The organism is Marinobacter fonticola, from assembly GCF_008122265.1.
GTDB lineage: Bacteria > Pseudomonadota > Gammaproteobacteria > Pseudomonadales > Oleiphilaceae > Marinobacter_A > Marinobacter_A fonticola.
Map to the genome: position 1 here is coordinate 4,285,362 of NZ_CP043042.1, position 24,330 is coordinate 4,309,691.

At 60.2% G+C, this 24,330-nt stretch carries 20 protein-coding genes; 10 read left to right on the forward strand and 10 right to left on the reverse strand.

Annotated features, from left to right (window positions below; translation table 11 throughout):
- The first annotated feature begins 362 nt into the window (after window positions 1–362).
- The 3 genes from FXO11_RS19085 to FXO11_RS19095 all read left to right on the forward strand — a co-directional run bounded on the left by FXO11_RS19085 (window position 363) and on the right by FXO11_RS19095 (window position 3,667).
- Complete coding sequence (locus FXO11_RS19085) at window positions 363–1,976, forward strand: methyl-accepting chemotaxis protein (protein ID WP_148864526.1); 1,614 nt, start codon at window positions 363–365, stop codon at window positions 1,974–1,976.
- An 89-nt stretch (window positions 1,977–2,065) separates the two neighbouring features.
- Window positions 2,066–3,244 carry a hypothetical protein gene (locus FXO11_RS19090; protein WP_148864527.1) on the forward strand — a complete coding sequence of 393 codons (1,179 nt, stop codon included), beginning with the start codon at window positions 2,066–2,068 and terminating at the stop codon, window positions 3,242–3,244.
- A 9-nt stretch (window positions 3,245–3,253) separates the two neighbouring features.
- Window positions 3,254–3,667: a substrate-binding domain-containing protein gene (locus FXO11_RS19095; protein ID WP_148864528.1), complete on the forward strand. Its 414-nt coding sequence runs from the start codon at window positions 3,254–3,256 to the stop codon at window positions 3,665–3,667.
- Between the two features lie 101 nt (window positions 3,668–3,768).
- On the opposite strand, the gene FXO11_RS19100 is transcribed toward FXO11_RS19095, so the two are convergent.
- Window positions 3,769–5,229, reverse strand: coding sequence for an NAD-dependent succinate-semialdehyde dehydrogenase (locus FXO11_RS19100; protein WP_148864529.1), 1,461 nt, complete (start codon window positions 5,227–5,229; stop codon window positions 3,769–3,771).
- A 314-nt stretch (window positions 5,230–5,543) separates the two neighbouring features.
- On the opposite strand from FXO11_RS19100, the gene FXO11_RS19105 reads away from it, so the two are divergent.
- Both FXO11_RS19105 and FXO11_RS19110 read left to right on the forward strand, forming a co-directional pair.
- Window positions 5,544–6,569 (forward strand): histone deacetylase family protein, encoded by a 1,026-nt coding sequence (locus FXO11_RS19105; protein WP_148864530.1) that lies wholly within the window; start codon window positions 5,544–5,546, stop codon window positions 6,567–6,569.
- A 233-nt stretch (window positions 6,570–6,802) separates the two neighbouring features.
- On the forward strand, window positions 6,803–7,018 hold the full coding sequence (locus FXO11_RS19110) for a PA3496 family putative envelope integrity protein (protein ID WP_148864531.1): 216 nt from the start codon (window positions 6,803–6,805) through the stop codon (window positions 7,016–7,018).
- A gap of 98 nt (window positions 7,019–7,116) precedes the next feature.
- Here FXO11_RS19110 and thiI read toward each other — a convergent pair whose 3' ends face one another.
- On the reverse strand, window positions 7,117–8,565 hold the full coding sequence (thiI, locus tag FXO11_RS19115) for a tRNA uracil 4-sulfurtransferase ThiI (RefSeq protein ID WP_148864532.1): 1,449 nt from the start codon (window positions 8,563–8,565) through the stop codon (window positions 7,117–7,119).
- 195 nt (window positions 8,566–8,760) lie between these two features.
- Here thiI and ppnN point away from each other — a divergent pair, with 195 nt between their 5' ends.
- The gene (gene ppnN / locus FXO11_RS19120; protein WP_148864533.1) at window positions 8,761–10,155 is read left to right on the forward strand and encodes a nucleotide 5'-monophosphate nucleosidase PpnN; all 1,395 of its coding nucleotides are present in this window, start codon (window positions 8,761–8,763) and stop codon (window positions 10,153–10,155) included.
- Between the two features lie 54 nt (window positions 10,156–10,209).
- Here the strand turns inward: ppnN and FXO11_RS19125 are convergent, their stop codons facing one another.
- Window positions 10,210–10,554: a c-type cytochrome gene (locus FXO11_RS19125; RefSeq protein ID WP_148864534.1), complete on the reverse strand. Its 345-nt coding sequence runs from the start codon at window positions 10,552–10,554 to the stop codon at window positions 10,210–10,212.
- A gap of 291 nt (window positions 10,555–10,845) precedes the next feature.
- On the opposite strand from FXO11_RS19125, the gene FXO11_RS19130 reads away from it, so the two are divergent.
- Window positions 10,846–11,949, forward strand: a complete 1,104-nt coding sequence (locus FXO11_RS19130) for an enoyl-CoA hydratase/isomerase family protein (RefSeq protein ID WP_148864535.1) — start codon at window positions 10,846–10,848, stop codon at window positions 11,947–11,949.
- Window positions 11,950–11,957: 8 nt separating this feature from the next.
- Here FXO11_RS19130 and FXO11_RS19135 read toward each other — a convergent pair whose 3' ends face one another.
- The 3 genes from FXO11_RS19135 to FXO11_RS19145 all read right to left on the reverse strand — a co-directional run bounded on the left by FXO11_RS19135 (window position 11,958) and on the right by FXO11_RS19145 (window position 15,250).
- Window positions 11,958–12,629, reverse strand: coding sequence for an ankyrin repeat domain-containing protein (locus FXO11_RS19135; RefSeq protein ID WP_148864536.1), 672 nt, complete (start codon window positions 12,627–12,629; stop codon window positions 11,958–11,960).
- Between the two features lie 95 nt (window positions 12,630–12,724).
- On the reverse strand, window positions 12,725–14,866 hold the full coding sequence (locus tag FXO11_RS19140; RefSeq protein ID WP_148864537.1) for a tRNA(Met) cytidine acetyltransferase TmcA: 2,142 nt from the start codon (window positions 14,864–14,866) through the stop codon (window positions 12,725–12,727).
- Window positions 14,867–15,250 carry a DUF2237 domain-containing protein gene (locus FXO11_RS19145; protein ID WP_227545972.1) on the reverse strand — a complete coding sequence of 128 codons (384 nt, stop codon included), beginning with the start codon at window positions 15,248–15,250 and terminating at the stop codon, window positions 14,867–14,869.
- A 74-nt stretch (window positions 15,251–15,324) separates the two neighbouring features.
- Here FXO11_RS19145 and FXO11_RS19150 point away from each other — a divergent pair, with 74 nt between their 5' ends.
- The 3 genes from FXO11_RS19150 to FXO11_RS19160 all read left to right on the forward strand — a co-directional run bounded on the left by FXO11_RS19150 (window position 15,325) and on the right by FXO11_RS19160 (window position 19,781).
- Window positions 15,325–17,586: an ATP-dependent helicase gene (locus FXO11_RS19150; RefSeq protein WP_148864539.1), complete on the forward strand. Its 2,262-nt coding sequence runs from the start codon at window positions 15,325–15,327 to the stop codon at window positions 17,584–17,586.
- Window positions 17,587–17,928: 342 nt separating this feature from the next.
- Window positions 17,929–19,110, forward strand: coding sequence for an OmpA family protein (locus FXO11_RS19155; protein WP_148864540.1), 1,182 nt, complete (start codon window positions 17,929–17,931; stop codon window positions 19,108–19,110).
- A 173-nt stretch (window positions 19,111–19,283) separates the two neighbouring features.
- Window positions 19,284–19,781, forward strand: coding sequence for an outer membrane protein assembly factor BamE (locus tag FXO11_RS19160; RefSeq protein WP_148864541.1), 498 nt, complete (start codon window positions 19,284–19,286; stop codon window positions 19,779–19,781).
- 5 nt (window positions 19,782–19,786) lie between these two features.
- Here FXO11_RS19160 and FXO11_RS19165 read toward each other — a convergent pair whose 3' ends face one another.
- The 4 genes from FXO11_RS19165 to FXO11_RS19180 form a co-directional block, all read right to left on the reverse strand.
- The gene (locus FXO11_RS19165) at window positions 19,787–21,001 is read right to left on the reverse strand and encodes a methyltransferase (protein ID WP_148864542.1); all 1,215 of its coding nucleotides are present in this window, start codon (window positions 20,999–21,001) and stop codon (window positions 19,787–19,789) included.
- Between the two features lie 12 nt (window positions 21,002–21,013).
- Complete coding sequence (locus FXO11_RS19170) at window positions 21,014–21,301, reverse strand: SelT/SelW/SelH family protein (protein ID WP_148864543.1); 288 nt, start codon at window positions 21,299–21,301, stop codon at window positions 21,014–21,016.
- 348 nt (window positions 21,302–21,649) lie between these two features.
- Entirely contained in the window at window positions 21,650–23,542 is a 1,893-nt protein-coding gene (locus FXO11_RS19175) for a putative bifunctional diguanylate cyclase/phosphodiesterase (RefSeq protein WP_148864544.1), read from the reverse strand.
- Window positions 23,535–24,098: a heme NO-binding domain-containing protein gene (locus FXO11_RS19180; protein WP_148864545.1), complete on the reverse strand. Its 564-nt coding sequence runs from the start codon at window positions 24,096–24,098 to the stop codon at window positions 23,535–23,537. The genes FXO11_RS19175 and FXO11_RS19180 overlap by 8 nt, the downstream gene beginning before the upstream one ends.
- Between the last annotated feature and the right edge of the window lie 232 nt (window positions 24,099–24,330).

Sequence of the window (24,330 nt, forward strand, 5' to 3'; positions counted from 1 at the left end):
AACCATACAATCAAGGAGAATGGGAGTACGGATTATAACAAGCCAGTCCAGCCAATCGACCGCTGTTCAATCACTGCCAGACGTTATCACAAAGAGGCCTTGCCGGCGTCTGCGGGGCGCCAAAGCGCACCTGTTACAGGCAATTCAGCCCAGGTGGACGAGCCTAGGTACATTTCTCTTGCCGCTTTATTTCTTAAATTAACCATTTGTTTTTAAAAGCATTAATATTTAATGTTTGTAAAATAGCGTCAAACGATACACAGCCACACCTTCCGGTACATTTTGAAATAGATATTTTGTTGGCTCTCGCTAGGATTGCGCTCTATCGATTTGCAATAAATCCTTAATGAGTCGACCTACCGATGCTGTCCTCCCTGAAAATTTCTCACAAACTCGCCTTGATGGTCATTGTCGCCATCCTGTCCTTCGTGATTAGCGCAGCGTTTACGCTCATGGCGGAGCGCGAGAACTCCAACCGGTTGGGCGAGGTCGAACAAAAGCTATATCCCACGCTTGAGCTATCCACCGTTAACCTGGGCCAGCTTTCGCTGATCGAGCTCCAAATCAACAGCGCCGTGGCCACCGGGGACGAAACCCAGCTCCAGGCCACCCAGGCCCACTACGCAACCATTCAGGACAATCTTGAGGAAATCGGCCGCCTCAACCCGGCGATCCGCAAGGAAACCGGTGCGCTGGCCAAGCAGGTCTCTGCCTACTACACCAACGCGACGCGTATCGCTGCCAGCTTTATCGACGGCACCGCCGATTTCAGCCGCATCGGGGATGAGGCCGCCGCCAATGCCGAGCGGCTGGAAACCCTGCGTACGGCCATGACCGACATGCGCAGCCTGACCCGCGACCGCTTTACCCGCTCGATCAGCGAAACCCTGGATGCCTCTGAGGAAGCCTCCGACCTCGGCCTGATCATCATGATTATCGCAACACTGCTGCTAGTCGGCTTGAGCCTGGTCATCGGCCGCTCCATCAGCCGCAGCCTGGGACAGATCATCGACTCCCTCAAGGCGATGGCATCCGGCGAAGGTGACCTGACCTCCCGGCTGGAATACAACGGCAAGGACGAGCTGCGCGAGGTCGTGACGCACTTCAACGCTTTTGTAGAAAAGCTGCACCGGTCGTTTGCCACGATTAGCAAAGACGTGAATGGCCTGAACGGTGTTTCACTGCAATTGACCGCCGCGAGCAACCAGAACCTGGAACGCATCCAGGACCAGTCTGAAGCCATTTCAGCCGCACGCCATGCGGTCGAGGAATTGGTCAAGAGCGTCGAGGAAGTGGCCGGTTTTGCCAGTTCCGCATCGGATCAGACCCAGGATGCCGCCAAATTTGCGCAGAAAGGTTACGCCACTGTCAGCAGCAACATCGACACGATTCGTGCGCTGTCCAGCGACGTTGAAGAAACCGCCGGTCTGGTTAACCGTTTCGAAGAATTCTCAAACAAAGTCGGCGGTCTTCTCAACACCATTCAGACCGTGGCGGAACAGACCAACCTGCTGGCCCTGAACGCGGCCATCGAAGCGGCTCGCGCCGGTGAACATGGGCGTGGCTTTGCGGTGGTTGCCGATGAAGTCCGCGGGCTCGCCGTCCGTACGCGCAGTGCGACGGAAGAAATTCACACGGTCATCAGCGATTTGACCCAGATTTCCGGTTCCGCGGTCAAGTCCATGCAGCACAGCGTCGAGCGGGCCCGCGAGGGCGTCGATGCCACCACCGAATCCGGCGAGATGCTCAAACGCATCCTGGAAAACGTAGAATCCATCAGCAGCATTAACGAACAGATTGCCGCAGCCACCTATGAGCAAAGCACCACCTTCAATTCGGTGACGCAGCACATCACGGATATCCACAACAACGCCGAGCAGGTCAGCGCCAGTACCCGCGAACTGGACACGGTCAGCAATGACATCCGTCAGATCAGCGGCGGCCTGAGCACGGTAGCAGGCCAATTCCGGGTCTGAACCACATCCTCATATCAATAACCTATTGCAACACTCTCTGAGCCTTCCTCAATGGGGGAAGGCCCAAGTACGCGTAGCTGGAGAAACCAATGACACGCACATACTTCAAACTCGCCCCTCTGGCCCTGTGCATTTCCGCTGCACCGGCCCTGGCCCAAAGCGACGCCGAGCGTCTCGATCAGCTCGAGCAGCAGGTATCTTCGCTGCAACAGCAGTTAACGTCGGCTGCCGCGGACCGTGTTCGCCTGAACGGCTTTTTCAGCACCGGCTATGCCACCGCCAGTAACGATGCAGGCTTCGCCGGCATCAACGACGAATCCGAAGTCCAGGATCTGAGTCTGATGGCGCTGCAGGGCACATTCAGCCTGAGCGACGATACCCAGGCAATCATGCAGCTCGTTTCACGGGGCGAAGAGGACTGGGATACGGAACTTGAATGGGCTTACCTGAGCCACCAGGCGACCAACAGCCTGCAGCTCCGCGCCGGTAAGATGCGTCTTCCGTTCTTCATGTACTCAGATTCTCTGGAGCTGGGTTACGCTCAGCCCTGGGCGCGTCCTCCCCAAGCGGTTTACGGTCCAGTCACGGTAACCAGCTATGTCGGCGCCGATGCAACCTACACGTTTAATCTGAGCGGTTCGTCGATCAATACCCAGCTTTTCTCAGGCTTCACCGACGAGTCCAGTGCTACCAGCGGTAACGAAGTCGAGTTCCGGAACACTGTCGGTATCAACACGGAGTGGACGGATTACGTATGGAAAGTGCGCGCCGTTGCGGCTACCGCCGAAGTCTCTGTAGATAGCCGTTTGCTAGGACAACTTTTTGGGCAGAACAGCTTTACCCTCGCAGATGGAGAGCGCGGCAACTTCTACGGGCTAGGCTTTGGCTACGACAACGGCACTTGGCAGGTAGTCTCAGAAGTGACGCGTATCGACGTCGACGGCCCATTCTACGATACCGACTCTGCTTACCTCACAGTCGGTCGCCGGTTCGACAATGTAATGCCTTACGCCACTATCGGCTGGCTCGAAAGCAAGGATGACGACGAGCGTGCGGGCCCATTGTCGTCTGTTCTGGACCGTAGCCGCGACGAATATAGCCTTGGTGTCCGCTGGGATGTTCTCTCCGGCGTCGCGGTGAAGTTCGACTATACCCACGCTCGCGGTTTCGGCGATGAGCCGGGCAGCAACATGAACGCGGGCAGCATCTTCGCCGAAAATATCGACAGCACCAATGTCTACACCGTCAAAATCGACTCGGCATTTTAAGGAGCTCACATGAAGCGTTTCTCAGTACTTCTTGTCGCCCTGATGCTGGGCGTCTCTGTAGCCCAGGCTGAAGTGGTGGTGGTCGGCAACCCGGCCGGCCCGGATAGCATCACATTGGATCAGGTGCGTGACATCTACCTGAACCGCAGCAAGGCGCTACCTAACGGACAGCGTGCCGTGCCTTACGAACTGGCGGAGGGCAATGCCACACGCGAGACTTTTCATGAGGCCGTTACAGGTCGCTCCGGTGCCCAGTTGAAGGCCTTCTGGTCGCAGCAGGTCTTCACCGGCAAAGGCCAGCCGCCCCAGGAAATCGGCACCGAGGCGGCGATGAAGTCATCCGTCGCATCCACGCCGGGCAGTATCGGCTATATCGATTCCGCCCAGGTGGACGACTCGGTCAAGGTGATCCTCAAGCCCTGATCGATGCGCCTACCCCAAAAAACCGCCCGAGGTTAGAAGCCTCGGGCGGTTTTTTAGCTTTAGGAGGCGCTCAGCTCGCCAGCCCCCGGCAACACATACGCTCAGTGAGCCGCGCCGCGCGGTACCGTTTGCGGTTCGACGAACTCAAACAACCCTTCGATACCCCCCTCACGGCCAATACCTGACGCCTTCATGCCGCCGAATGGCGCTTCCGGCGTGGGCCCGGTCCCCGTGTTCCAGCCGACATGGCCGAAACGAAGACCACGGATAACCCGGTTTGCTCGGGTTTCATCCGCCGTGAAGACGTAAGCCGCCAGGCCGAATTCCGTATCGTTGCCGGCTTCGATCACTTCATCGTCGTCGCGGAACGTCACCATGGGCACCAACGGCCCAAAGGTTTCCTCCTGGGTACACAGCATGTTGCGGTTGATGCCGCTCACCACCGTCGGCGGATAGAACAGGTCATTGCCGCTCAAGGTTGAGGGCTGCTTACCGGCAACCAGTTTTCCGCCTTTCTCCAGGGCATCTTCCACGTGCTTGCGCACCTTGTCGAAACCGGCCTTGTTGATCAGCGGACCGAGGTCCACGCCTTCTTTCATGCCATCGCCGACGGTCATCTTGTTGACCCGCTCGGCAAGTTTATCGCTGAAGGTTTCGACGATGCTTTCCTGCACGAATACCCGGTTGGCACACACGCAGGTCTGCCCGCCGCCGCGGAACTTGTTGGCGATCAGGTTATCCGCCGCCGCATCCAGATCGGCGTCTTCGAAGACAATAAACGGCGCATTACCGCCCAGCTCCAGGGCCAGCTTCTTGACCCAGCCCGTGCTGCTTTCCATCAGAATACGGCCCACTTCGGTGGAACCGGTGAAACTCAGCATCGGCATATCCGGCGACTCGCAGAACACCTTACCGATCATGCTGGACTTACCCATGACCAGACTGACCATTCCCGGCGGCATCTTGACCACATCGTGCATCAGCGAAAACAGCGCAATCATGGTCAGCGGGGTTTCGCTGGCCGGTTTGATCACGGAGGGGCAGCCGCCGGCCAGTGAGGCGGACAGCTTCTTGGCAATCATGCCGATGGGAAAATTCCAGGGCGTGATCAGCCCGGCCACACCGATTGGCCGGTAATGCACCGTCCAAGTACAGTTTTTGGGCTCTTCTTCGATGGTGTGGGATTCCAGGTGGTCGATCTTCTTGGCGCAGTAGTCGAAGAAGCCAGCGGCATATTCCACCTCGCCCTGGGCCTCCTTAAGCGGCTTACCGTGTTCAAGGCAGAGGATACGGCCGACCTCTTCCTTGTTGTCCAGAAGCGCGTCGCGAATACCGATCAACCACCCGCGCCGGGTTTCGGTGTCGTAAGGCTCAGTGAGTTTAAACGCCTTCTTGGCTTCGCTAATGGAGCGCCTTACATCGTCTTCAGACATCGACGCAACCTTGGCAATCACCTCGCCGGTAGCCGGGTTATAGACGTCGAACGTCTCCCCGGAAGACGATTCGATCCACTGCCCTCCGATATAACCATCAAAATGCGTCAATAACGGTGACTGAATCATGTCGGCTCCTTGTGCTTGAGGCTGGGGAACCCAGGTGACATCCGTTTCGGTCAACATGAAGCTCTGGATGAAAACGGTATAGACCGGTGAGGCGGATATCCCAAAGGTTCCAGGATCATCAGGCTTACTGATTCATAGTGGCTGAACTGCCTGCGATGAACAAGTACGCAGGCTTATTGCAACGACATGGTAACCGTCACAGGTTGAGCCGGGTTGCAAGTGGTGCCTATACTCGCGGAGTAAACATCACAATTGCGCCCGGCGTCCTGCGCCGACAACCGACGGTTTTCACCCGACCCATCGGAGCCGATGCTATGAAAGCGTTTTTTCACCCTGCACAGGATCTGCACATTCCGAAAACCTACTTTACCCGGGGCCAGATGCGCGAACCCCAGGAGGTGCCGGCCCGCACGGTTGAATTGCTGGAAGGTCTACGCTCGATGGACTTCTCGGTGCTCGAGCCGGCCGACCAGGGGCCCGGCCCCATCGCTCAAGTGCATGATTTGAGTTATCTGCGCTTCCTGGAATCCGCTCACCGCCGCTGGACGGCCATGGGGGACGACTGGGGCGATGAGGTGATGTCCAACGTTTACGTGCGTTCGCCCAATCACCAGCAAGGCATTCTCGCCGAGGCGGCGCGCTATCAGGCAGATGGCAGTTGTCCGATTGGCGAGAGCACCTGGCACGCGGCCTACTGGTCGGCCCAATCCGCCCTGGGCGCCGCCGATGCCCTGATGGCCGGCGACAGGAGCGCCTACGCCCTGTGCCGTCCGCCGGGGCACCATGCCCGCCGGGACGCCGCCGGTGGCTTCTGCTACCTGAACAACGCCGCCATCGCGGCCGAATCCCTGAAGCGCCGTTTCCAGCGCGTCGCCATTCTGGATACGGATATGCACCACGGCCAGGGCATTCAGGAAATTTTCTATGATCGGGATGACGTGCTCTACGTCTCCGTGCACGGCGACACCACCAATTTCTACCCGGTGGTGACCGGTTTCGAAAACGAGCGCGGCGAAGGCCGCGGCTACGGCTACAACATCAATCTGCCCATGCCGCATGGGTCGTCGGAGGCGGACTTTTTCAGCCGCGTGGACGAGGCCATGACGGCGATCCGATTGTTCCAGCCGGATGTGCTGGTGCTGTCTCTGGGCTTCGATATCTACAAGGACGACCCGCAAGCGAAGGTTTCCGTATCGTCTGAAGGGTTTGCGGCCCTGGGCAAACGTGTCGCGGATGCAAACCTACCGACTCTGGTGGTTCAGGAAGGCGGTTATGAGCTCAAGGCGCTGCGCGAGAATGGCCGTCAATTCTTCAGTGGCCTGGAGGGCCGCGCGCTCTAAGGACAAGCTTCATTAGGGGCGAGTTCAAGATCACTCGTGTTTTAGCGGGTCCAAGGACGAGTGCAGTGTCACTCGCTAGCTAAAACAGACAGAGAACCGCGATTTGGTCACTGTCCTGTCACAGAATTGGATTAGGCTTTTGCGCTGGGGGCAGCCTTGCCCCAGCGCAATGAGGTCAGGGAGTCTCTGCCAGGCGCAGTGGCTCCTCAGTTTTCCAAAGGAGGATGTGACACGTGCGATCTTCAGCCCATACCCACCCTGCCGAGCAACATGTGGAAGCCGTTCAGGCCGAAATTCTCTCCATTTTCGATCATCTCCAGCGCGATGAAACGCGCGACCGCGAGCGTGCCGCCGCCAAGCGCCGGCTAGCGGCCCGCCGCGCGATCGAGCAGCATTTCGAGCGCAAGGCGCTGGAAAATTCCATTCGGGATGGCTGGTTAGACGAGTAGGCGGCTTTGGGCGGGGCTATACCCCTGCCTAAACTGAACGCAACCTGCCGACCGGATAATTAACGGCGAGCTAAAACCGACCGGCACCATCAAACGGGTCAGACGGGGGAATAGACCAGTATATTTTCCCGCCCGATCGCCTTGAGGTGGCCCGCATGCATCCGGCTCATGGTGCCTCGGTCGCAGTACAACAGGTAGCGGCGATTCGGCGCGAGATCTTCCATGCGTCGGTTCAGCTCGTAGAACGGAATATGCAGGATTTCGTTATTGGTCAGGTGCAGCGGTGCGCGCTCCTCCTCACTGGGATGACGCACGTCGATGATCACATCGCCCACCGCAGGCGTCTGCACCAGTTCCACCTCTTCCGGTGTACTTACCGTGTCCAGGATACGCTGTATTGCGGTCTCGACCCGCTCATCCACCGCGCGGTCCAGGACGCTCAGGTCCATCTTGGCTTCTTCTTCTTCCACACGGTGCAGCCGCGCCCGGGTGACCGGCTTCTGGGAGATCACGCCACAGTATTCCGGCATGTTACGGGCGTAGCTTTCGGTGCCGATCTCGCTCGCCAGGCGGATGATATCGACCTTGTCCATGGTAATCAGCGGCCGCAATACGACTTCCTCGGTCGCACGGTCCACCACATTGAGGTTAGCCAGAGTCTGGCTCGAGACTTGCGCTACCGCATCACCCGTAACCAGGGCTCTGGCGCTGGTGGTTTCGGCGATCTGCGCCGCGGCCTTGAGCATCATCCGCTTGAGGATAACGCCCATGTGGCGTTGATCCACCGCGCGCATGATTTCCGCAACGACGCCTTCGAAAGGCACGGAAATAAACTTCACCGAATGGGATGCGCCATAGCGCGACCACAGATGGTAGGCCACCTGCTTGACGCCGACCTCATGAGCCGCGCCGCCCAAATTGAAAAACAGGAAATGAGTGCGGATACCGCGACGCATGGCGAGGTAGGCTGCCACCGACGAGTCGTAGCCGCCGGACATCAACGTCACTGCAGACTCGACGCTCCCCAGCGGATAGCCGCCCAGCCCCTCGAAGCGACGTTCGACAAGGTGGAAGCGGTCATGAATCACTTCGATGCGGACCTGCTCGTCCGGATATTTCAGGTTGACGCCAGTCGCGCCTGTTTGGGACAGCAGCACCGCGCCCACTTTGCGCTCGACATCCGCCGACGAGAAGCTGTGTTTGCCTGTGCGCCGGCCGCGAACGGCGAAGGTCTTGCCTTCGAGATGCGGTTTGAACACAACGAGCGCCCGCTGAGCGATATCGTCCAGGTCGGCGAGCGGATAATCCCGTACTTCCAGAAAATTACTGATGCCGGGTATACACTTGAGCAGGCCGATCAGCCGCTCGTTATCCACGCCTTCGGGAACACGGACGTCGACGCGATCCCAGCCGCCTTCGACGACAATGTCGTTATTCACGCGGCGCAGGATCTTGCTGACATTCTGGCGGAGCTGACGGATCTGCTGACGGCGGACGGGCTTACTCTTGATAGCCACTTCCGCACTGGGACGAATCAGGAAATTCATGTTAGGGATACAACTGAATAGTGAATAGACACTCATTTTACCGGTTTGCGGCCTGACTTAAAAATAGAGGAACCCCGCAACCGACGAGCCGGGCCTGATTATAGCCGATCAAAACCGGTACATTGAACTTGCACCCAGTCGGCCAGAAAGATCAGTATCTATAGACATCCCATAAAACGCAGGAACCAACATTACATGACGCAGGAAACCGTCAATGCCCTGGTGTCGCCCGAGGGCAGCCTGGAAATTCTCTCCAGTCACGAAGTGAACCGACTCAAGGACAAGAGTGAAGGCGGCCTCTACCGGCTGTTCCGCCAGTGCGCCCTGGCGGTGATGAACATCGACGCCGATATCGATGACTGCAAGGACCTGATGGAGATCCATGCTAACTTCGATATCCGCCTGGTACCGCAGCCCCGGGGCCTGAAACTGGAGCTGATTAATGCGCCCGCCGAGGCCTTCGTCGACGGCGAAATGCTGCGCGGGATTCGGGAACACCTGTTTTCCGTACTGCGGGATATCATTTACGCCCACTCCATCCTGACAGCCACGCCGGGCCTGACCCGCGACGATCCGGAAACGATTACCAACCTGATCTTCCATATCTTGCGCAACGCCCGCGTCATGCAGCCCGGCCGCCACCCGGACATCGTCGTGTGCTGGGGCGGGCACTCCATTAGCCGTGAAGAGTACGTCTACAGCAAGGAAGTGGGCCACGAGCTGGGCCTGCGTGGACTGAGCATCTGTACCGGCTGCGGGCCCGGCGCCATGAAAGGCCCGATGAAGGGCGCCACCATCGCCCATGCCAAGCAGCGGGTTAAGAACGGTCGCTACATCGGGATTACTGAGCCGGGCATCATCGGCGCCGAAGCCCCTAACCCGATCGTCAACGAACTGGTGATCATGCCCGACATCGAAAAGCGCCTGGAAGCCTTCGTGCGCACCGGCCACGGTATCATCGTGTTTCCTGGCGGCGTGGGTACAGCCGAGGAAATTCTCTACCTACTGGGCGTGCTGTTGCACCCGGAAAACCGCGACCTGCCCTTCCCCATCGTGTTCACCGGCAGGCCGGAGAACGCCGAGTATTTCGAGATGATCGACCAATTCATCCGTAACGCTCTGGGCGATGAGGCAGCCGCCCGCTACCAGATCATCATCGACGATCCGGCCAAGGTCGCCCAGGCCATGAAGCACGGCATGGAGGAGGTCCAGGCGTTCCGACGCACCAATCAGGACGCTTACTACTTCAATTGGATGCTGAAAATCGATCCGGTATTCCAGCTGCCATTCGAGCCCACGCACGCCAGCATGCGCAGTCTGGCCCTGCATCGGAATCAGGCGCCACACCTGGTGGCCGCCAACCTGCGTAAGGCGTTCAGCGGCATCGTGGCGGGCAACGTGAAAGAGCAGGGCATTCTTCAAGTGCAGGAACATGGCCCCTTCGAGATTGCGGGCGATCCGGAACTGCTGAACCCGCTGGAAGATCTGCTTGCGGCGTTCGTCCAGCAGAACCGGATGAAACTGCCCGGTGCGGCCTACAAACCCAGTTACCGCATCGTCAACGAGCCGTCACCCGCGGTGGTGAAGTAAGGGCAGCTGTCGGCGAGTAGGCAGGCAAGTAGGGGAGATTACGGTGTATCCGCCTTACTTGCCGCCGTCCGCTGGCAGGCTGGCGTAGTAGGCAGCCAGGTTGGCGATATCCTGATCGGTCAACGCCGCTGCCTGGCCCTGCATGACAGCAGCCTGCCCGCCCTGGCGCTGACCGCCCTTATAGGCTTTTAAGGCCGTCGCCAGATATTGTTCGTTCTGGCCGGCCAGATTGGGGTAGGTGGGGATTTGAGCCACGCCGTTCTGGCCGTGGCAAGCGGCGCATACCGCCGCTTTCTGCTTACCCGCGTCCACATTGCCTTCGGCGTTTGCCGCCAGCGGCAAGGCAGCCAGAAGGGTCAGGGTGGGAAGTGTCAGAGTCAAAACACTCAAGCCTTTCATGATCTACTCCTTGTGGTCTCTCTCGTTTTATTCTCGATTTATTGTCCTCGTCCGACTCATTGCCGGCACCCGTACGGGCTTGCAGGACGGTGCAAAAGCCCTCTGCTTATACCATAGGGTGCAAAATACAAAAATACGTTCATCGGCGCCCCACCCCGCGCAAGACCGTGGCGCCACCTCAGCGTTCGACTTTTGTCGTATTCTATCGGCCAAGCGCCAGGTGACATCGTGTGATGCTTGCCGTCACCATGACAGCCTCGCGTACCCAACTCATGGAGTCCGATCCATTTCATGTCCATTCACACAGAAACCCGCGCCTGTCTCGACGGCAAAGTCGGTCTGATCAGACTGGATGCCCCGCGCAGTCTCAACGCCTTGTCCGAGCATATGATCAACGGCATGCAGGCCATCCTCGACGAATGGGCAGCCGATCCTGATGTCTGTCTGGTGCTGCTTTGGGGGAGCGGTGACCGCGGTTTCTGTGCCGGGGGCGATATTCGCGAACTGCATCAGGCCATGACCGGCGGAGAGGGCGATCTGAAGGCCATCCGCTATTTCTCCGCTGAATACCGCCTTGATTATACCCTGCATACCTACCCCAAACCGGTGGTGTGCTGGGCTCATGGCGCCACGATGGGCGGAGGATTGGGCCTGCTGGCCGCCAGCCGCTACCGGGTCGTCACGCCGTCGATCAAACTCGCCATGCCGGAGATCAGTATCGGCTTATTCCCCGATGTGGGTGCCGGCTACTTTCTCAACCGCCTGCCAGAAGGTATCGGCCTGTTTCTCGGCTTGACGGGCGCTCGCCTCAATCAGACAGACAGCATGCGCATCGGCCTGGCGGACTTGGCGGTGGCGGATGAAAAACCCAATGCTCTACTCGACCGAATCGTCGATACCCGCTGGTCCGGTGAGGTCGCCGCCGACGACAACCGGCTCTACCGCCTGCTGAGTCAGTTCGCCCAGGACCAGGACGTGCAATGGCCCGAAAGCCAACTGGCCGCCCACGAACAGCGCATTCCGCCGCTATGCCGAGGCGAATCGCTGCCATCGGTCGTCGAGCAGTTGATCAACGAGCCCCACGACGATCCCTGGTGGCAAACGGCCATCGGCAATCTTCGGAACGGCTGCCCCACGACGGCCTGGCTGGTGTGGGCGCAAATGCGCAAGGCCCGGCAACTCTCGCTGAAGGAAATTTTCCGCATGGAATTGGTCATGGCGGTGCGCTGCTGCGCAGGACAGGACCTGAAGGAAGGCATTCGAGCGCGGCTGATCGACAAGGACAACGAGCCAAAGTGGCAGTTTGCCGGCGTAGAGGACGTCCCCGAAGCTCACGTGGACATGCATTTCATTCCGCCCTGGATGCCGGCCGACGATCCGTTGGCGGAACTCTGAGTACGTGCTTAGCGCTCGGCGCCGGCCTGCACCAGCAGCATCTCTATATCCCGGTGCCGATTCTGCCGCGCAAGCGTCAGGGCCGTGCGGCCCTCTTCTGTCCGAAACCCCGTATCGGCGCCGGCTCCGATCAGCACTTCGGTCATCAACAGGTCGCCATTGCGCACCACCCGCATGAGCAGGGATTCGCCCCCAGGCGCGATGTTGACGTTACCGCCCGCCGCCAACAGCGTTTTGACGACCGATAGATTACCCGCCTCGGCGGCGGCCGAAACCGGGGTTTGGCCGTTGGCACCGCTGGTGTTGACCGTCGCGCCCGCCGACAGCATGAGTTTGACCAACCGCTGGCTGCCCTGTGCAGACGCGGCGATAAGCGGGGTGCGGCCAGCACGATCCGCCAGGTTGGGGTCGGCGCCTTCGCTCAGCAGATACCAGGCCACCCGGTCGTGGCCGTGGACAGCAGCAACGATCAGCGGCGTGCTTCGATCAGTCACCACGTTCAACGGCGCGCCGTTTTCCACCAAGGTCCGAATCCGATCCATATGCCCGGTGACCGAGGCGTCGATTAGCGACGTGGCAGACGCATCGCTGCGCACCTTATCGACGTTGGCGTTATTGGACGTCCCGGCGCAAGCAGCGAGAAAGGAGACAAGAAGCAAGCAGACAGCGGCACGCACCATGGAGAGAATTCCGTTTAGCGAAAAGGATGGCCTATTTTGCCCAAACGCCGTATCGGGATGAAATCGAGTGGGTCACAGATGGCGCCGGCGCCCGTTTAATCGGCGAAGATATCGGCTGTTTCAAGAATTTTTCCTGTCAGGCTTCGCAAACGGGCTTCGCCGTTGCGCCGCCCCGTACACAATCCTGCGGACTGGAGCGCTGGCCAGCTCCAGTTCTGGAGCACAGCACGGCACCAAAGCGCCGCATCGGCCTGGGGTTCGATCGACTGAGCAATGCCCGGCACCCGGCTAAGTCGCTGTAGCGGCAATCGAGAAAGCTCAAACAACCGAAAACCCTTGGCGAAGGCGGAAAGTTCGCCATAGTCCATCGACGTCAAGGGCTGCGGCCGCGACCAATCAGCCGTCAACTTCAGTGTCAGGCCGGGCTCCAGGTCCGTAAAGCTGGAGGCGAGCAAAAGCGGCCAGTGTTCGGCAAAACGCTGGCCCAGCACTTTGACGACATTGTCGCCCGCCTCGGAACAGCCTACGGCCATCTGCAGCGTATGCTCCCCGCTGCTGGCCGACCGATGGAGTCCCAGCCTGAGTGGCTCCAACCCGGCCTCGTGCCAAAAAGCCAAAAGCGCCGCAGTCGCCCCGAAACTGGTGCCGAAAAGATCGCAGCCCCGCTCTATCGCCCAGTTACGGGCAGTCTCCGTCATGCGCTGACCGATGCGGCGACGGCGCACGTCCGGGTGTACGGCGATACGCACCACCCGCGCAATCGACAAGCACGCGGCCGTCGCCAGGCCACCGTGGCTGGCCAGTCCCTGGGCCAGCAGATGGCCGCGAATACGCCGTTCACCGCGCATCACCTGTTCTGCCAATGGCGGCGAAAGACCGCCTTCCAAACTTACCCACAACACGCCGACGATAGCGGTTCCGGCACGGGCCAGCCAGGTCTCGGCACCGGGGTCGTCCAGCCACTGGCGCAAATCGCCTGGCGTGGTGCGGTAGTGGGCATCCGTCAGCAGGCCGAAGGCCTCCGCCAACTCGGCTTCGCTGAGTTTGGCGGGTTGCCAGTGCTCGATATGGATCTGGACGCCGGTCTCGATTCGAGCCGCGCTGTCCGCATCCAGCAGAAAAAGTCGATTGGTCAGACGTTCCAGTGGATCGCCCTCGACCCAGCGAATGGGCTGCCGCAGGTGCAAGCCTTGCCACTGGGGAGTCACCCGATCCAGAACCTCGCGGAACCGCACATCGAAGCCACGGCCGGTGCCTTCGTAGCCGTGCACGGTGGTGGAAAACACGACTCTGGGCCAGCCAGTGAGTATCGACTCCAGCAGCGGCGCGGGCAGACCAGCAGCTTCATCCACCAGGACCAGCCCGGCTTCGGGCTTGTCCCGCAGCAAGACATCGACCGGGACGAAACGAAGACTTCGGCCATTCAGGGAAAGGCCATCGCCTGACCTTACAGCCTGGGGCCATTGCGATTCGGCAGCGGCGAACACCTGCTCCACCGCCTCGGCTGACGGTGCCGTGACGACGATGCGTTCCCGCTCGCCCTGAAGCAAACGGGCCGCCGCCCGCCCCAGAGCCGTGGACTTACCGCGTCCACGGTCGGCGCGCAGAATCAATGGCCGTCTTCGGCGCCCCAGACCTGTGCGACAAATCGCCTCGATAGCCGCAAGCTGATCGTCGGTGTCCCCCGGTACAAAAACGTCAACCGGCGCCGGCACTTCGAGGGTGCCGGACAGCACACCAGCCGGCCCCAAGCGCACCACATGCGGATCGGCCGTGATGCTGCGTGCCAGCCGCCGGGCAAAAGGATGATCGGCTGCCGCATCAAGTCCGGTGCGTGGGTAGTCGGGATCTTCGAAGCCAGGCCACTCGGCCAGCGGCGGCATGAGCCACATAAAGAGACCGCCAGCGCCAAGGGTGCCGAGCAAGGCTGCCAGCGCATCCGGTGGGTTGCCCGACCCGCCGTCCCAGACCACCAAATCCAACTCGCGCCCCAGCCAATCCCGGGCCTGCCGGGCTTTGACGACCGGAAGATCGCTGGCATCGGCATCGCCGACCCAGAGCCGGCGCGCATCCGGATTGGCCCGAAGCATTCGGAGGGCATAGTCTTTGGCTGTTTCCGCGGACGCCTCGACAAGGACTAGCCGGCGCTCTCCGGCGCGACACAATGCCTGTTGCCAACGCGCCAATGCCTGCGGCTCCGGCCAATGCTGCGCCGTGGACGTCGGGGGGATCGCCATTCAGCTCAAATCGGCGGCGCGTGTTTTCAGATCGTCCAGATTGCAGTGCAGCAAGGCCGCCTGATGTGTAGCCCGCAGCCGGACCCGAGGCGCCTTACCGGCCTCGAAGGCCTCTTGCCAGCGCGGGGCACAAAGACACCAGGCGTCGCCATTCCGCAGACCAGGGAAGCCGAACTCCGGCCTCGGGGTCGACAAATCGTTGCCCGTCGTCTTCGAAAACTCCAGGAAATCGTCGGTAACTACGGCGCACACGGCGTGTACGCCGAAATCATCGGGGCCGACGTTGCAGCAGCCGTCGCGGTAGAAACCGGTTTCCGGATCGCGACCGCAGGTTTCGAGCGCTTCGCCGAGCACATTCAGGGATTCGGGTTTTGTTTGCGCCACAAGTACTCTCCGGCGTCGTGAAATGAGGTCAGACATTATGGATGACACCCGGCGTCCATGCCAGAATAGCGCCCATGCCGATAGCCCTCCCCCCGCACCTGACCGACGAACAACACGCCATCATCACCGCCGGCTACGAGCATGCGCTGATCACCGCCGTCGCCGGCAGCGGCAAGACCACCACCCTGGCCTGGCGCATTCGCTACCTGCTGGAACAGGGCCACGACCCCAACCGCATGCTGGTATTGATGTTCAACCGCAGTGCTCGCGACGATTTCCACAAGAAACTGCAATCGGTCACGCGCGACACCGGTCTCGGGCTTCCGGAAATCCGCACCTATCATGCGATGGGCTTCCGTCTGTACAAGCGTTTCGTGCGCGAGGGCTACCTGCCGGACGTCGTCGAAGGCATCCTTAGCGACCAGGAAATCAACTTCCAGGTTTGGTTGCTGACCCGCCAGCTGGCGCCTGAGTCCTTGCAGGATGAGATCAAGCGCAGCAAGAAGGATTACGTGGAAACCGCCTCCCACTTCATCGACATGGTAAAGACGACCCTGTCGCCGGTGGAGATCGTCTGGGAGCAGATGGGCTACGGCGCCAAGCACCGCTACCTGATCGACCTGTTTCACGGCTTCGAGCAATGGCGCAAGCGCAACGCCCGCATCAGCTACGCCGACATGCTCTACGAGCCGGTCATGGCCATTCACCAGAACCCGCCGCTGCAACGCCTGGTCGCCAACAAGATGGACCTGGTGATGGTGGACGAGTATCAGGACACCAACGAAATCCAGCATCTGCTGCTGCGCTACATTGCCGGCGAGCGGGCTCGGGTCACCGTGGTGGGCGACCCGGATCAAACCATCTACGAGTTTCGCGGTGCCCAGCCCGAGTTCATCCTCAACCGCTTCAGCGAGGAATTCGAAAGCCCGCTGGAGCAGACCCTGAGTTTCACCTTCCGCTACGGCCACCGGGTGGCGCTACTGGCCAACCACCTGATCAGCCACAACACCGGCCGCAAGGACGTACTCTGCCACGCCCATCCAACCACCCCCGCCACCCACGTGGAGTTACACGAATCCAGCCAGGACAGCGACGTTATCCTGCGGCTGGTCGAAGCCCACCGGGATTCAGGCGCGCCGCTGGAGTCCATTGCGGTCCTGTTCCGGGTCTGGAGTCAAAGCGTGCCGATCGAGTTGCGGCTGCTGGCGCGGCAAATCCCCTATCGTATCGACAGCAACAAAGGCGCTCTTTTCACGCGGGAAATTGAGGCCATCACCCAATTGCTGCGCGTTTGTGCCGGTCAGCTCCCGATCCTGCCGGAAGAAGCCCGGTTCGATACCGCCCGCAGCCTGTTGCGCTTCCCCCATGTCGGCCTGAAGGAAGCGGAATTGCAGAATCTGGCCCAGTTCCTGGCCCGCTTCGAACGGGACTGGGGCGCACGCCTGCTGGACCTGGATTTCGACGCCCTTGGCCCGCTTCCGGGGCGCAAACTGAAGAAGCTGGGCCGTTGCCTGATGGCGCTGGACCGTTTCCCGGGCTCGGCCAGCCAGCTCATCGGGCGCTACGCCGACGACACCGAACTGTTCGAGGGCATCCGCAGCCTGGCCATGACGCACGAAGCCGCCAACGAGCGCATCGAGACCGTGCGTGGCTTCCAAGCCTACATCGACGGACTCGACGCCGGTGTCGGCGAAACCCTCGCTCACCTGGACACCCTGCGCCAGCAAGCCCGCCAGCCCGGCCGTGGCGGCCTCCAGCTCTCCACTATGCATCGCACCAAGGGCCTGGAATGGCCCATTGTCATCATCCCCGGCCTGCAGGAAAAATACCTGCCCTACACCGCGCGCCAGACCGACGACATTAAGGCGCTGGTAGAGAGCGAACGCCGCTTGCTCTACGTCGCCCTGACCCGCACCAAAGAAGCCCTGCACCTGATCACCCGGCCCGACACCGGCACCCCACACCTGGACGGTGACCAGGGCCGCAGCCGCTTCCTACACGAACTGTGCTTTGGGCTATCCGCCAGCCTCGGCGAACAACTGGACGACCAACCGGCGTCCGGCGAAGAGCTGACGCTGAAGCACCCACTAACCACCATCAGCCAACGCTACGCCGACCGCGCAGGCGTCAAACTGACGACTCCGGATCCCGGTCCCGAACTGAACAGAAGCGGCCCTGTCTGGCATCAAGAGCGTCTGGTGCACGCCATCCTCGGTCCCGGGCAGGTTACCGATGAATCCGAAGGCGCTTTCGATGTCCGCTTCGATACGGGCGAGACCCTCACCTTCAGTAAGAAGAGCGCTCACTTGTATTTTCGGCTGCCGGAGGCGCTGTAAGCCTCCTCCCTAAGGATGTAGACAAGGCTCCGAGATGGATCGGAGCGAATGTGGGTCCTCACTGAAGCCGGGGACATGGACGCCTCTGGCAGTCCTGGCTGGCCATAGAAGGCCATCCAGGACAGCGAAAGTGAGGACCCACATTCGCTTCAGCCACCCAAATCAAAAGATTTCAATCCTGCAATAAACCCCTGAAACCCTGTGCAACGTGAATCCCTTCACTTAAATTGTTCGTAATGGGTTACTTAGCCGGTTTGGACTCTGCGGTACGGCTCCCTAAAAAAACTGAACAACACCAACCAAACACAGAAAAAACCGAGTGAAATGAACAGGAGGTTCCAAATGACCCTATCCCGCTCACTGGCCGCGGCCACGCTGGCAGCAGCCATTGCAACGCCAGCCCTGGCGGACGAGCAGAAGGTTTACGTTAATCCCTTTATGGGTTTCCAGTGGTTCGACGACGAGCGCGACCTGAGCGAAACCGCCACTTTCGGGGTTGGCCTTGAATATCGATTCCTGCCCCGTTGGTCGGTGGAGGGTGTCTTCTCTCGCGGCGATGCCGACCGCCAGCACGTCCCCGGCGACAGCGATTTTGACGACTACCGTTTGGACGGCCTTTACTACCTGAACGACCCCGATGAAGACTGGAACCCCTACCTGGCGACAGGTGCCGGCCATACGGAGTTCGACGATCTGGGCGGCGGCGTCGACGGGGAAACCCGCCTGAACCTGGGTGGCGGTATCCGCTATAACGTCAACGATGTTGTTTCTCTGCGCGGTGATGTGCGCGAGTTCTACAGCCTCGACAAAGAACACTTCGACACGCTGGCCACGGTGGGCATCAGCTTTGCCTTCGGTTTTGGCGGTAGCGAACCGGAACCGGCCATGCCGCAGGATGCCGACGACGACGGCGTCAACGATGAACGGGACCAGTGCCCGAACACCCCGGCAGGGGCGCAGGTCAACGCCAACGGCTGCGAGATGGATAGCGACAACGACGGTGTCGCCGACAGCCGGGACGCCTGCCCCAACACGCCGGCCGGAGCAGAGGTGAACAGCCGCGGCTGCGAAATGGATAGCGACGGCGACGGTGTCGTTAACAGCAAAGACCAGTGCCCGGGCACCAGCGCCGGTGCGGAAGTCGATGACCGTGGCTGTGAAGGCGTTACCGAAGAAGTGGAAACCTTCACCCTGGAAATCCAGTTCCCGCTGAACAGCGACGACATTGGCGACCGGTACGACAGCGAACTGCGCCACGTGGCGGACTTCCTGAAGGAGCACCCGGAAACCAGCGTTGAAGTTGCCGGCCATACCGACAGCACGGGCAAGGCAGAGTACAACCAGACCCTTTCCCAGCGCCGTGCCGAATCCGTCGCGCAGCGTCTGACGGATCGCCTGGGCGTAGCGTCTGACCGCGTCAGTGCGACAGGCTACGGTGAAACTCAGCCGGTTGCTGACAATTCAACCGATGCCGGCCGGGCAGACAACCGCCGCGTGGAGGCACGGATACAGCTCGAGCGGTAATGAATCCTGCTTACCGAGAACGCGACGCCCGGCCTTAACGCCGGGCGTTTTTTTGTAGTGCAAAGATAGCGCAACGATAAAGCTGCGCAACGATCAACCTGCGCGGATAAATCTGTGCAAAGATAAAGCGGAGCCAAATTAAGACAGCGCCGAACACCAGTGCGGAGAAAACAATGCGAAGTACGGCAGCCCTGTTTATTGGTGTATTGTTACTGTCCGCGCCGGCTGTGGCCGACGTCTTTCGTTGCCACGGTCCCGACGGCACACGTTTTTCCGACACGGCCTGCGGTCAGGACGCCGAACGGATCGTTGTCGAAGACAACCGCATCGGCGGCCGTTTCGACACCAACCTGCCGCCGCCCAACAAGAAAGAACCCGAGACCGAACAAGACCAGGCCGCAACCGCTCGTCCTCCAGCAATCCGGCCTCCTGATGATCCCTGCCGCTATATCCCCTCCACCGACCTGCGACGCTATGTCATCCGCGAACAGGTGGTCAAAGGGATGACCAAGGAGAATGTCATCGACGCCTTTGGCCGACCACCGGAAACCTATCCGGTGCCCCAGGAAACCTGGGTTTACACCACCGACTACTACGGCCTGCAATACGAGCTGACCTATGTCTACTTTCGTGACGGCTGCGTGGAAAACGTGGTTTACCGCAAACCCTAACGCTCTTAATCCAGCGTGGCGTCAAGCAGCAGATTGCGGGGCGTCAGCTCACGTTGACAGAAAGTGCCCAGCCGCACCCGGTAGCCTTGTTCTTCAAAGTAGAGTGCGTAATCCAACACCATCCACACCTCAAGCGGACGCCGGAACAGGTGGCGCAATAATTCGTGACGACGCACCTGGCCCTGTCTCTGCTCACCGAGAGCCAGCCAATAGCCGAAGTCCGCATCGTCTGGCAAAACGATCCGTTTTTTTGCCGCCGCCCATCGGCAAAACGCCTCGAACCCCGCCTCATTCAACGCAGGTGAATGCGGCGGCACCGGCAAGTAGTCGTTCACGCCACGCACGGCGCGTTGCAAAGCGTCGAACCCCAGACGCCAAACCTGGGACACTTCGGTCTGGCGTCGCACCCGGGCCGGGGCAGTGACCGTCTCACGTACCGCGAGCCGAATATCCTGCCGGGAGAGAGCGGCGTTAATGCCGTGCTCCCGCGCGCGCCGTGAAAGTGGCTGGTAGTTGGTGTTTTGAGTGAGGTGGAAACAGCACGGTGAAATGCTGACCCGAGGCCATCGGTGTTTAGATGCGCCTTTAATCAAGCGACGATGCAGGTCGCCACAGGCATGCAACGCCACTGCGTGTCGCCGGGCGGGCCAGGACAGCGCGTTGTCGAGCACGTCCTGAGTGTAGAGCGTTACCGGGTCGCCGTAGCGCTGAGCCAACGCATTGCCATCGGCCACCAGCTGGCGATTCCACTCGTAGCCTTCCAGCGCCGACGGAGCAAGCTGCGCCAGTGTGCGCGCCAGATGACCCTTGCCGCAGCACCAGTCCAATACCGGGTGCTTCAGTGGGCCTAAGGCTGCCGTAAAAGCGCCCGCCTGCTCGCGCTTGCGGCCGGGCATATCCACCGCGCTCACTTCAGGTAATGGGCAAGGCTCGCCGCCCAGGGCTGACAACTGGAGGAGGTCGTTCCTGATCGCAAGATCCGGCAACCAGCGGGCCAAGGCCGCCACTAACGCTGACGTATCCGATTCGAAGCGATTGACGGCATCGTCGTCCAGCGCTTCCAGGTAACCGGTCATTTCCGGATAACGATGCGTCCAGGCCGGCTCGGGCGTAGCGAAGGGCGCCGGCCGCCAGACATCGCTGTGGATAGCAAGCCATTGATCCAAAGCCTGCCAGCGGACAAACTCACCGGTTGCATCGGAAGCGGGACTATCGGTCATCGGTAGACCCGCTTATTCAGCCTGACTTTTGCGATCGATGTGGCCCAGGCTGCGATCCGGGGCGATGACATCCCGCACCGCCTGTTTGAGCTCGGTAATCTCCGGGAAGCGCCCCGCCTCCTTGCGCGACCAGACCCGTCGGCCATCCGCATGCACTTCGAAGATACCGCCGGTACCCGGTTTCAGCGTCAGCTCGCCGATCTCGTCCTCGAAGGTGGTCAATAGTTCCTGGGCCATCCAGGCTGATCGAAGCAACCAGCGGCATTGGGTACAGTAATGAATCTCGACGCGGCTCGACATGGGCATCCTGGTTCAAGTGCACTGTTTGGTTAATTCGCTGACTTAATGAGGCCCTGAGAATCTGGATAGCAAGGCGCGGTGGTAAAGGTGTGGTGGTTCCACATCGAGCCGCCGCAACGCCGCTAGCCAGATTCTCAGGGCCTCCCTCCGGGCGAACTTCTGAAGGCTTTGGATCTGCGTTACTGCTCTTTGACATGGAACCACCATGCCTGCAGACCAGCGCCTTGTCCAAAGCCTTCAGAAGCTCGCAGTAAGTCAGCGAATTAACCAAACAGTGCACTAGGGCGAATGGAGTACGCTATTTTCTCGTGATGGGAGCGCTCTGGCCAGCGCTTCATTCTGCTTACTTCATGGCAAGTTAGCGGCTTGCAACAACCCTCTTTGCGGCACCGTGCGTACCAGCTCGTCCACCGGCAGCGGCCTGCTGAACAGGAAACCCTGCCCCACCATGGCGCCCATGCCTAACAGGCAGCTCAACTCCAGCTCATTCTCGATGCCTTCCACCACCACGACCAGGTCGAGCCGTTCGCACAGCGTAATAATCATTTCCAGGATGACCCGTTTTTCTTCATCCCTATCGACGCCGGATACCAGCGTACGGTCGATCTTGAGTTGGTCCAGCGGCAGACTGCGAATGTAGCCGAGCGACGAGTATCCCGCCCCGAAATCGTCCAGGGCAACGGCGACGCCACGCTCACGCAACTGCGTCATCAGATTGATGGCGACCCGGGAATCGGCCATGACCGCGGTTTCCGTCAGTTCGATCTTGAGGCGATCAGGCGACACGCCAGCCTCGGAGAGCCGTCTCAGCAAATCATCGGCAAGCCTGGGGTCGTACAGTTGCACCGGTGAGAGATTGATACTTAGGGTGAACCTCTCACCGTAATTCTCGATCAGAGCCGGATCGTTGAAAAGGGGGATCGTCAGCTCGAGAATACGCTCGCTAAGCTCCCGGATCAGGCCCGTCTCCTCGGCGACAGGAATAAAAAGCGCCGGGGAGATTAATCCCCTATCCGGATGGCGGATCCGGGCAAGCGCTTCAAAGCCAGTCACCAGGCCCTGCTGCAGGTTCACCAACGGTTGGAGAAACGATTCCACCCAGCCATGACGAAGTGCACTGCGCAACAATTGCTCGGTATCGAGGCGCTCCAGATTCTCTTCACGCATTTCTTCCTGATAGATCAGAAAGCTTCCGCCGCCATGCTGACGGGCCTTGCGCATCAGCATACGGGTCGCCTGCAGCACCGATTCCGCCGACGCCAGCCCGCTCTCTCTGACCGGGATGGCGCCGACCACGGCCGAAAGCCAAATGCTGCGATCCTCGATGCTGAACGCGCTGTCGAATGCCCGTAATAGCTGCCGGGCGCGGGTACGAATGGCCCCGGCATCGTGGTCGTCGATCAGGATAGCCAACGTGGTATCGGCAAGACTGGTTATCAACTCGCCCTCGCGCACATTGTCCTGGACTCGCCGGCGTAGATCCCGCGAAAGCGCGGCGGTCTCATTCGCCGTTAGTGTCTCGCCGACCAACGCGACGTTTGTCAGAGACACCACGATAAGATCCAGGGGCTCGTTCGGCTGATGCGTCAATCGCTCACCGAGCACCAGCTCCAGATAACGTCCGTTGAAAAATCCGGTCACCGGATTAACGAACTTCTGACGGGTGATATCGGCCTGGGTACCGGACACCAGACGGGCTTTCCCGGACTCGGGATGACGTTCACAAATACCTCGCGCCACCACCCAGCGGTAGCCGCCCGCACCGTCGGATAGACGGCACTCGGCCCGGAAGCGATCGGTCCGGCCAGCGATGTGGTCGTCAAGCTGCTGGCGAAATGCCGCACGATCCGGCGCATAAATCATCGCCACCCAATCATCCAGAGTCAGCGCGTCACTTGAGTCCAGGCGCCCACACATTTCCCGCCATCGCTGGGAGACCTGCAAGCAGTCGGCAACCGGATCCCATTCCCAGACGCCATCGTTGGACCCTTTGATGATCAGGTCGAGCCGGCGCGTGCGATCAGCCACCCGCTCTTCGAGCTCGGTCTTGATCTGCTCGAGTTCGTCGATATTACGGCGCACGGACTCCAGGACGAAATTGGCCAATACGGACAACTTCTGCACGTCCATGTCTTCGGTTTCCGCGCTGACCTGGAAGTCGAACCGACCGTCGATCGCCTGGCAGAGCTGGTCGGCGATGCGGTTGATGTCGCGCCGTAGGCGCTTTTCCGATTCACTCACCGGACGACTCCACGCGCAGGCAGAACGTACAAAGCGGGTCGCCGCGTTTCTGGCATGACGTCACCTCGATGCTCCCGGTTTCACCGTACTCGTCGAGCAGGCGCTCGAACAGGGCCTCGTAAAGGCCGCATAGCCGGTTTGGCGAACGGTAGGTCACCCTCAGCGTATCACCGACTTCTTCCACGTTGAACTTGTCCCTGACCCGGTCCCGGCCTGGGGCGCTACGTAGGCTGGACGCCAGCGTGTCATGGACCCGGGGCTGGCGCTTGAGGAATTCCCGTGCCGAGGGGGACATCTGATAGAACATCGGGAACAGAGCCTTGGTTTCCTTGATGAACTGGTCGGCGTAGAGCCGGTAGAGCGCCTTTTCGTCGAGCCCGAAATACTCGCCGGTCGCCTCAATCAGGCGCAGGCATTCGGTGTCGGCGTAATCCGTATCTATGCGGAACGCACGCTCCGGCGGGACATCAGCCCGCCGACAGATCGCTTGCACTGCGTCGTCGCCACCGTGCCGGCGAATCAGGTCTACAAGGACCTTCTGGATCAAACCAATCATGAAAGCTGGATACTCCGGATACGGAATGGTCGGCAAAGCAATCCGTCGCCTTCGACAGGCTCTTGGCCCATCTTGGACGCCATTGTGCAGACTCGGACATCTAACGGGAATAGGTATACCACCAAAGGTTACCTAGCCAATCGATGCGGTGGATTGGGCGTGCTGGCCCCGGCCATACTTGTCCCTCACTGACGAGGCGTATATTCTCCCATCGTCGGTTTCCTTCGGGAAC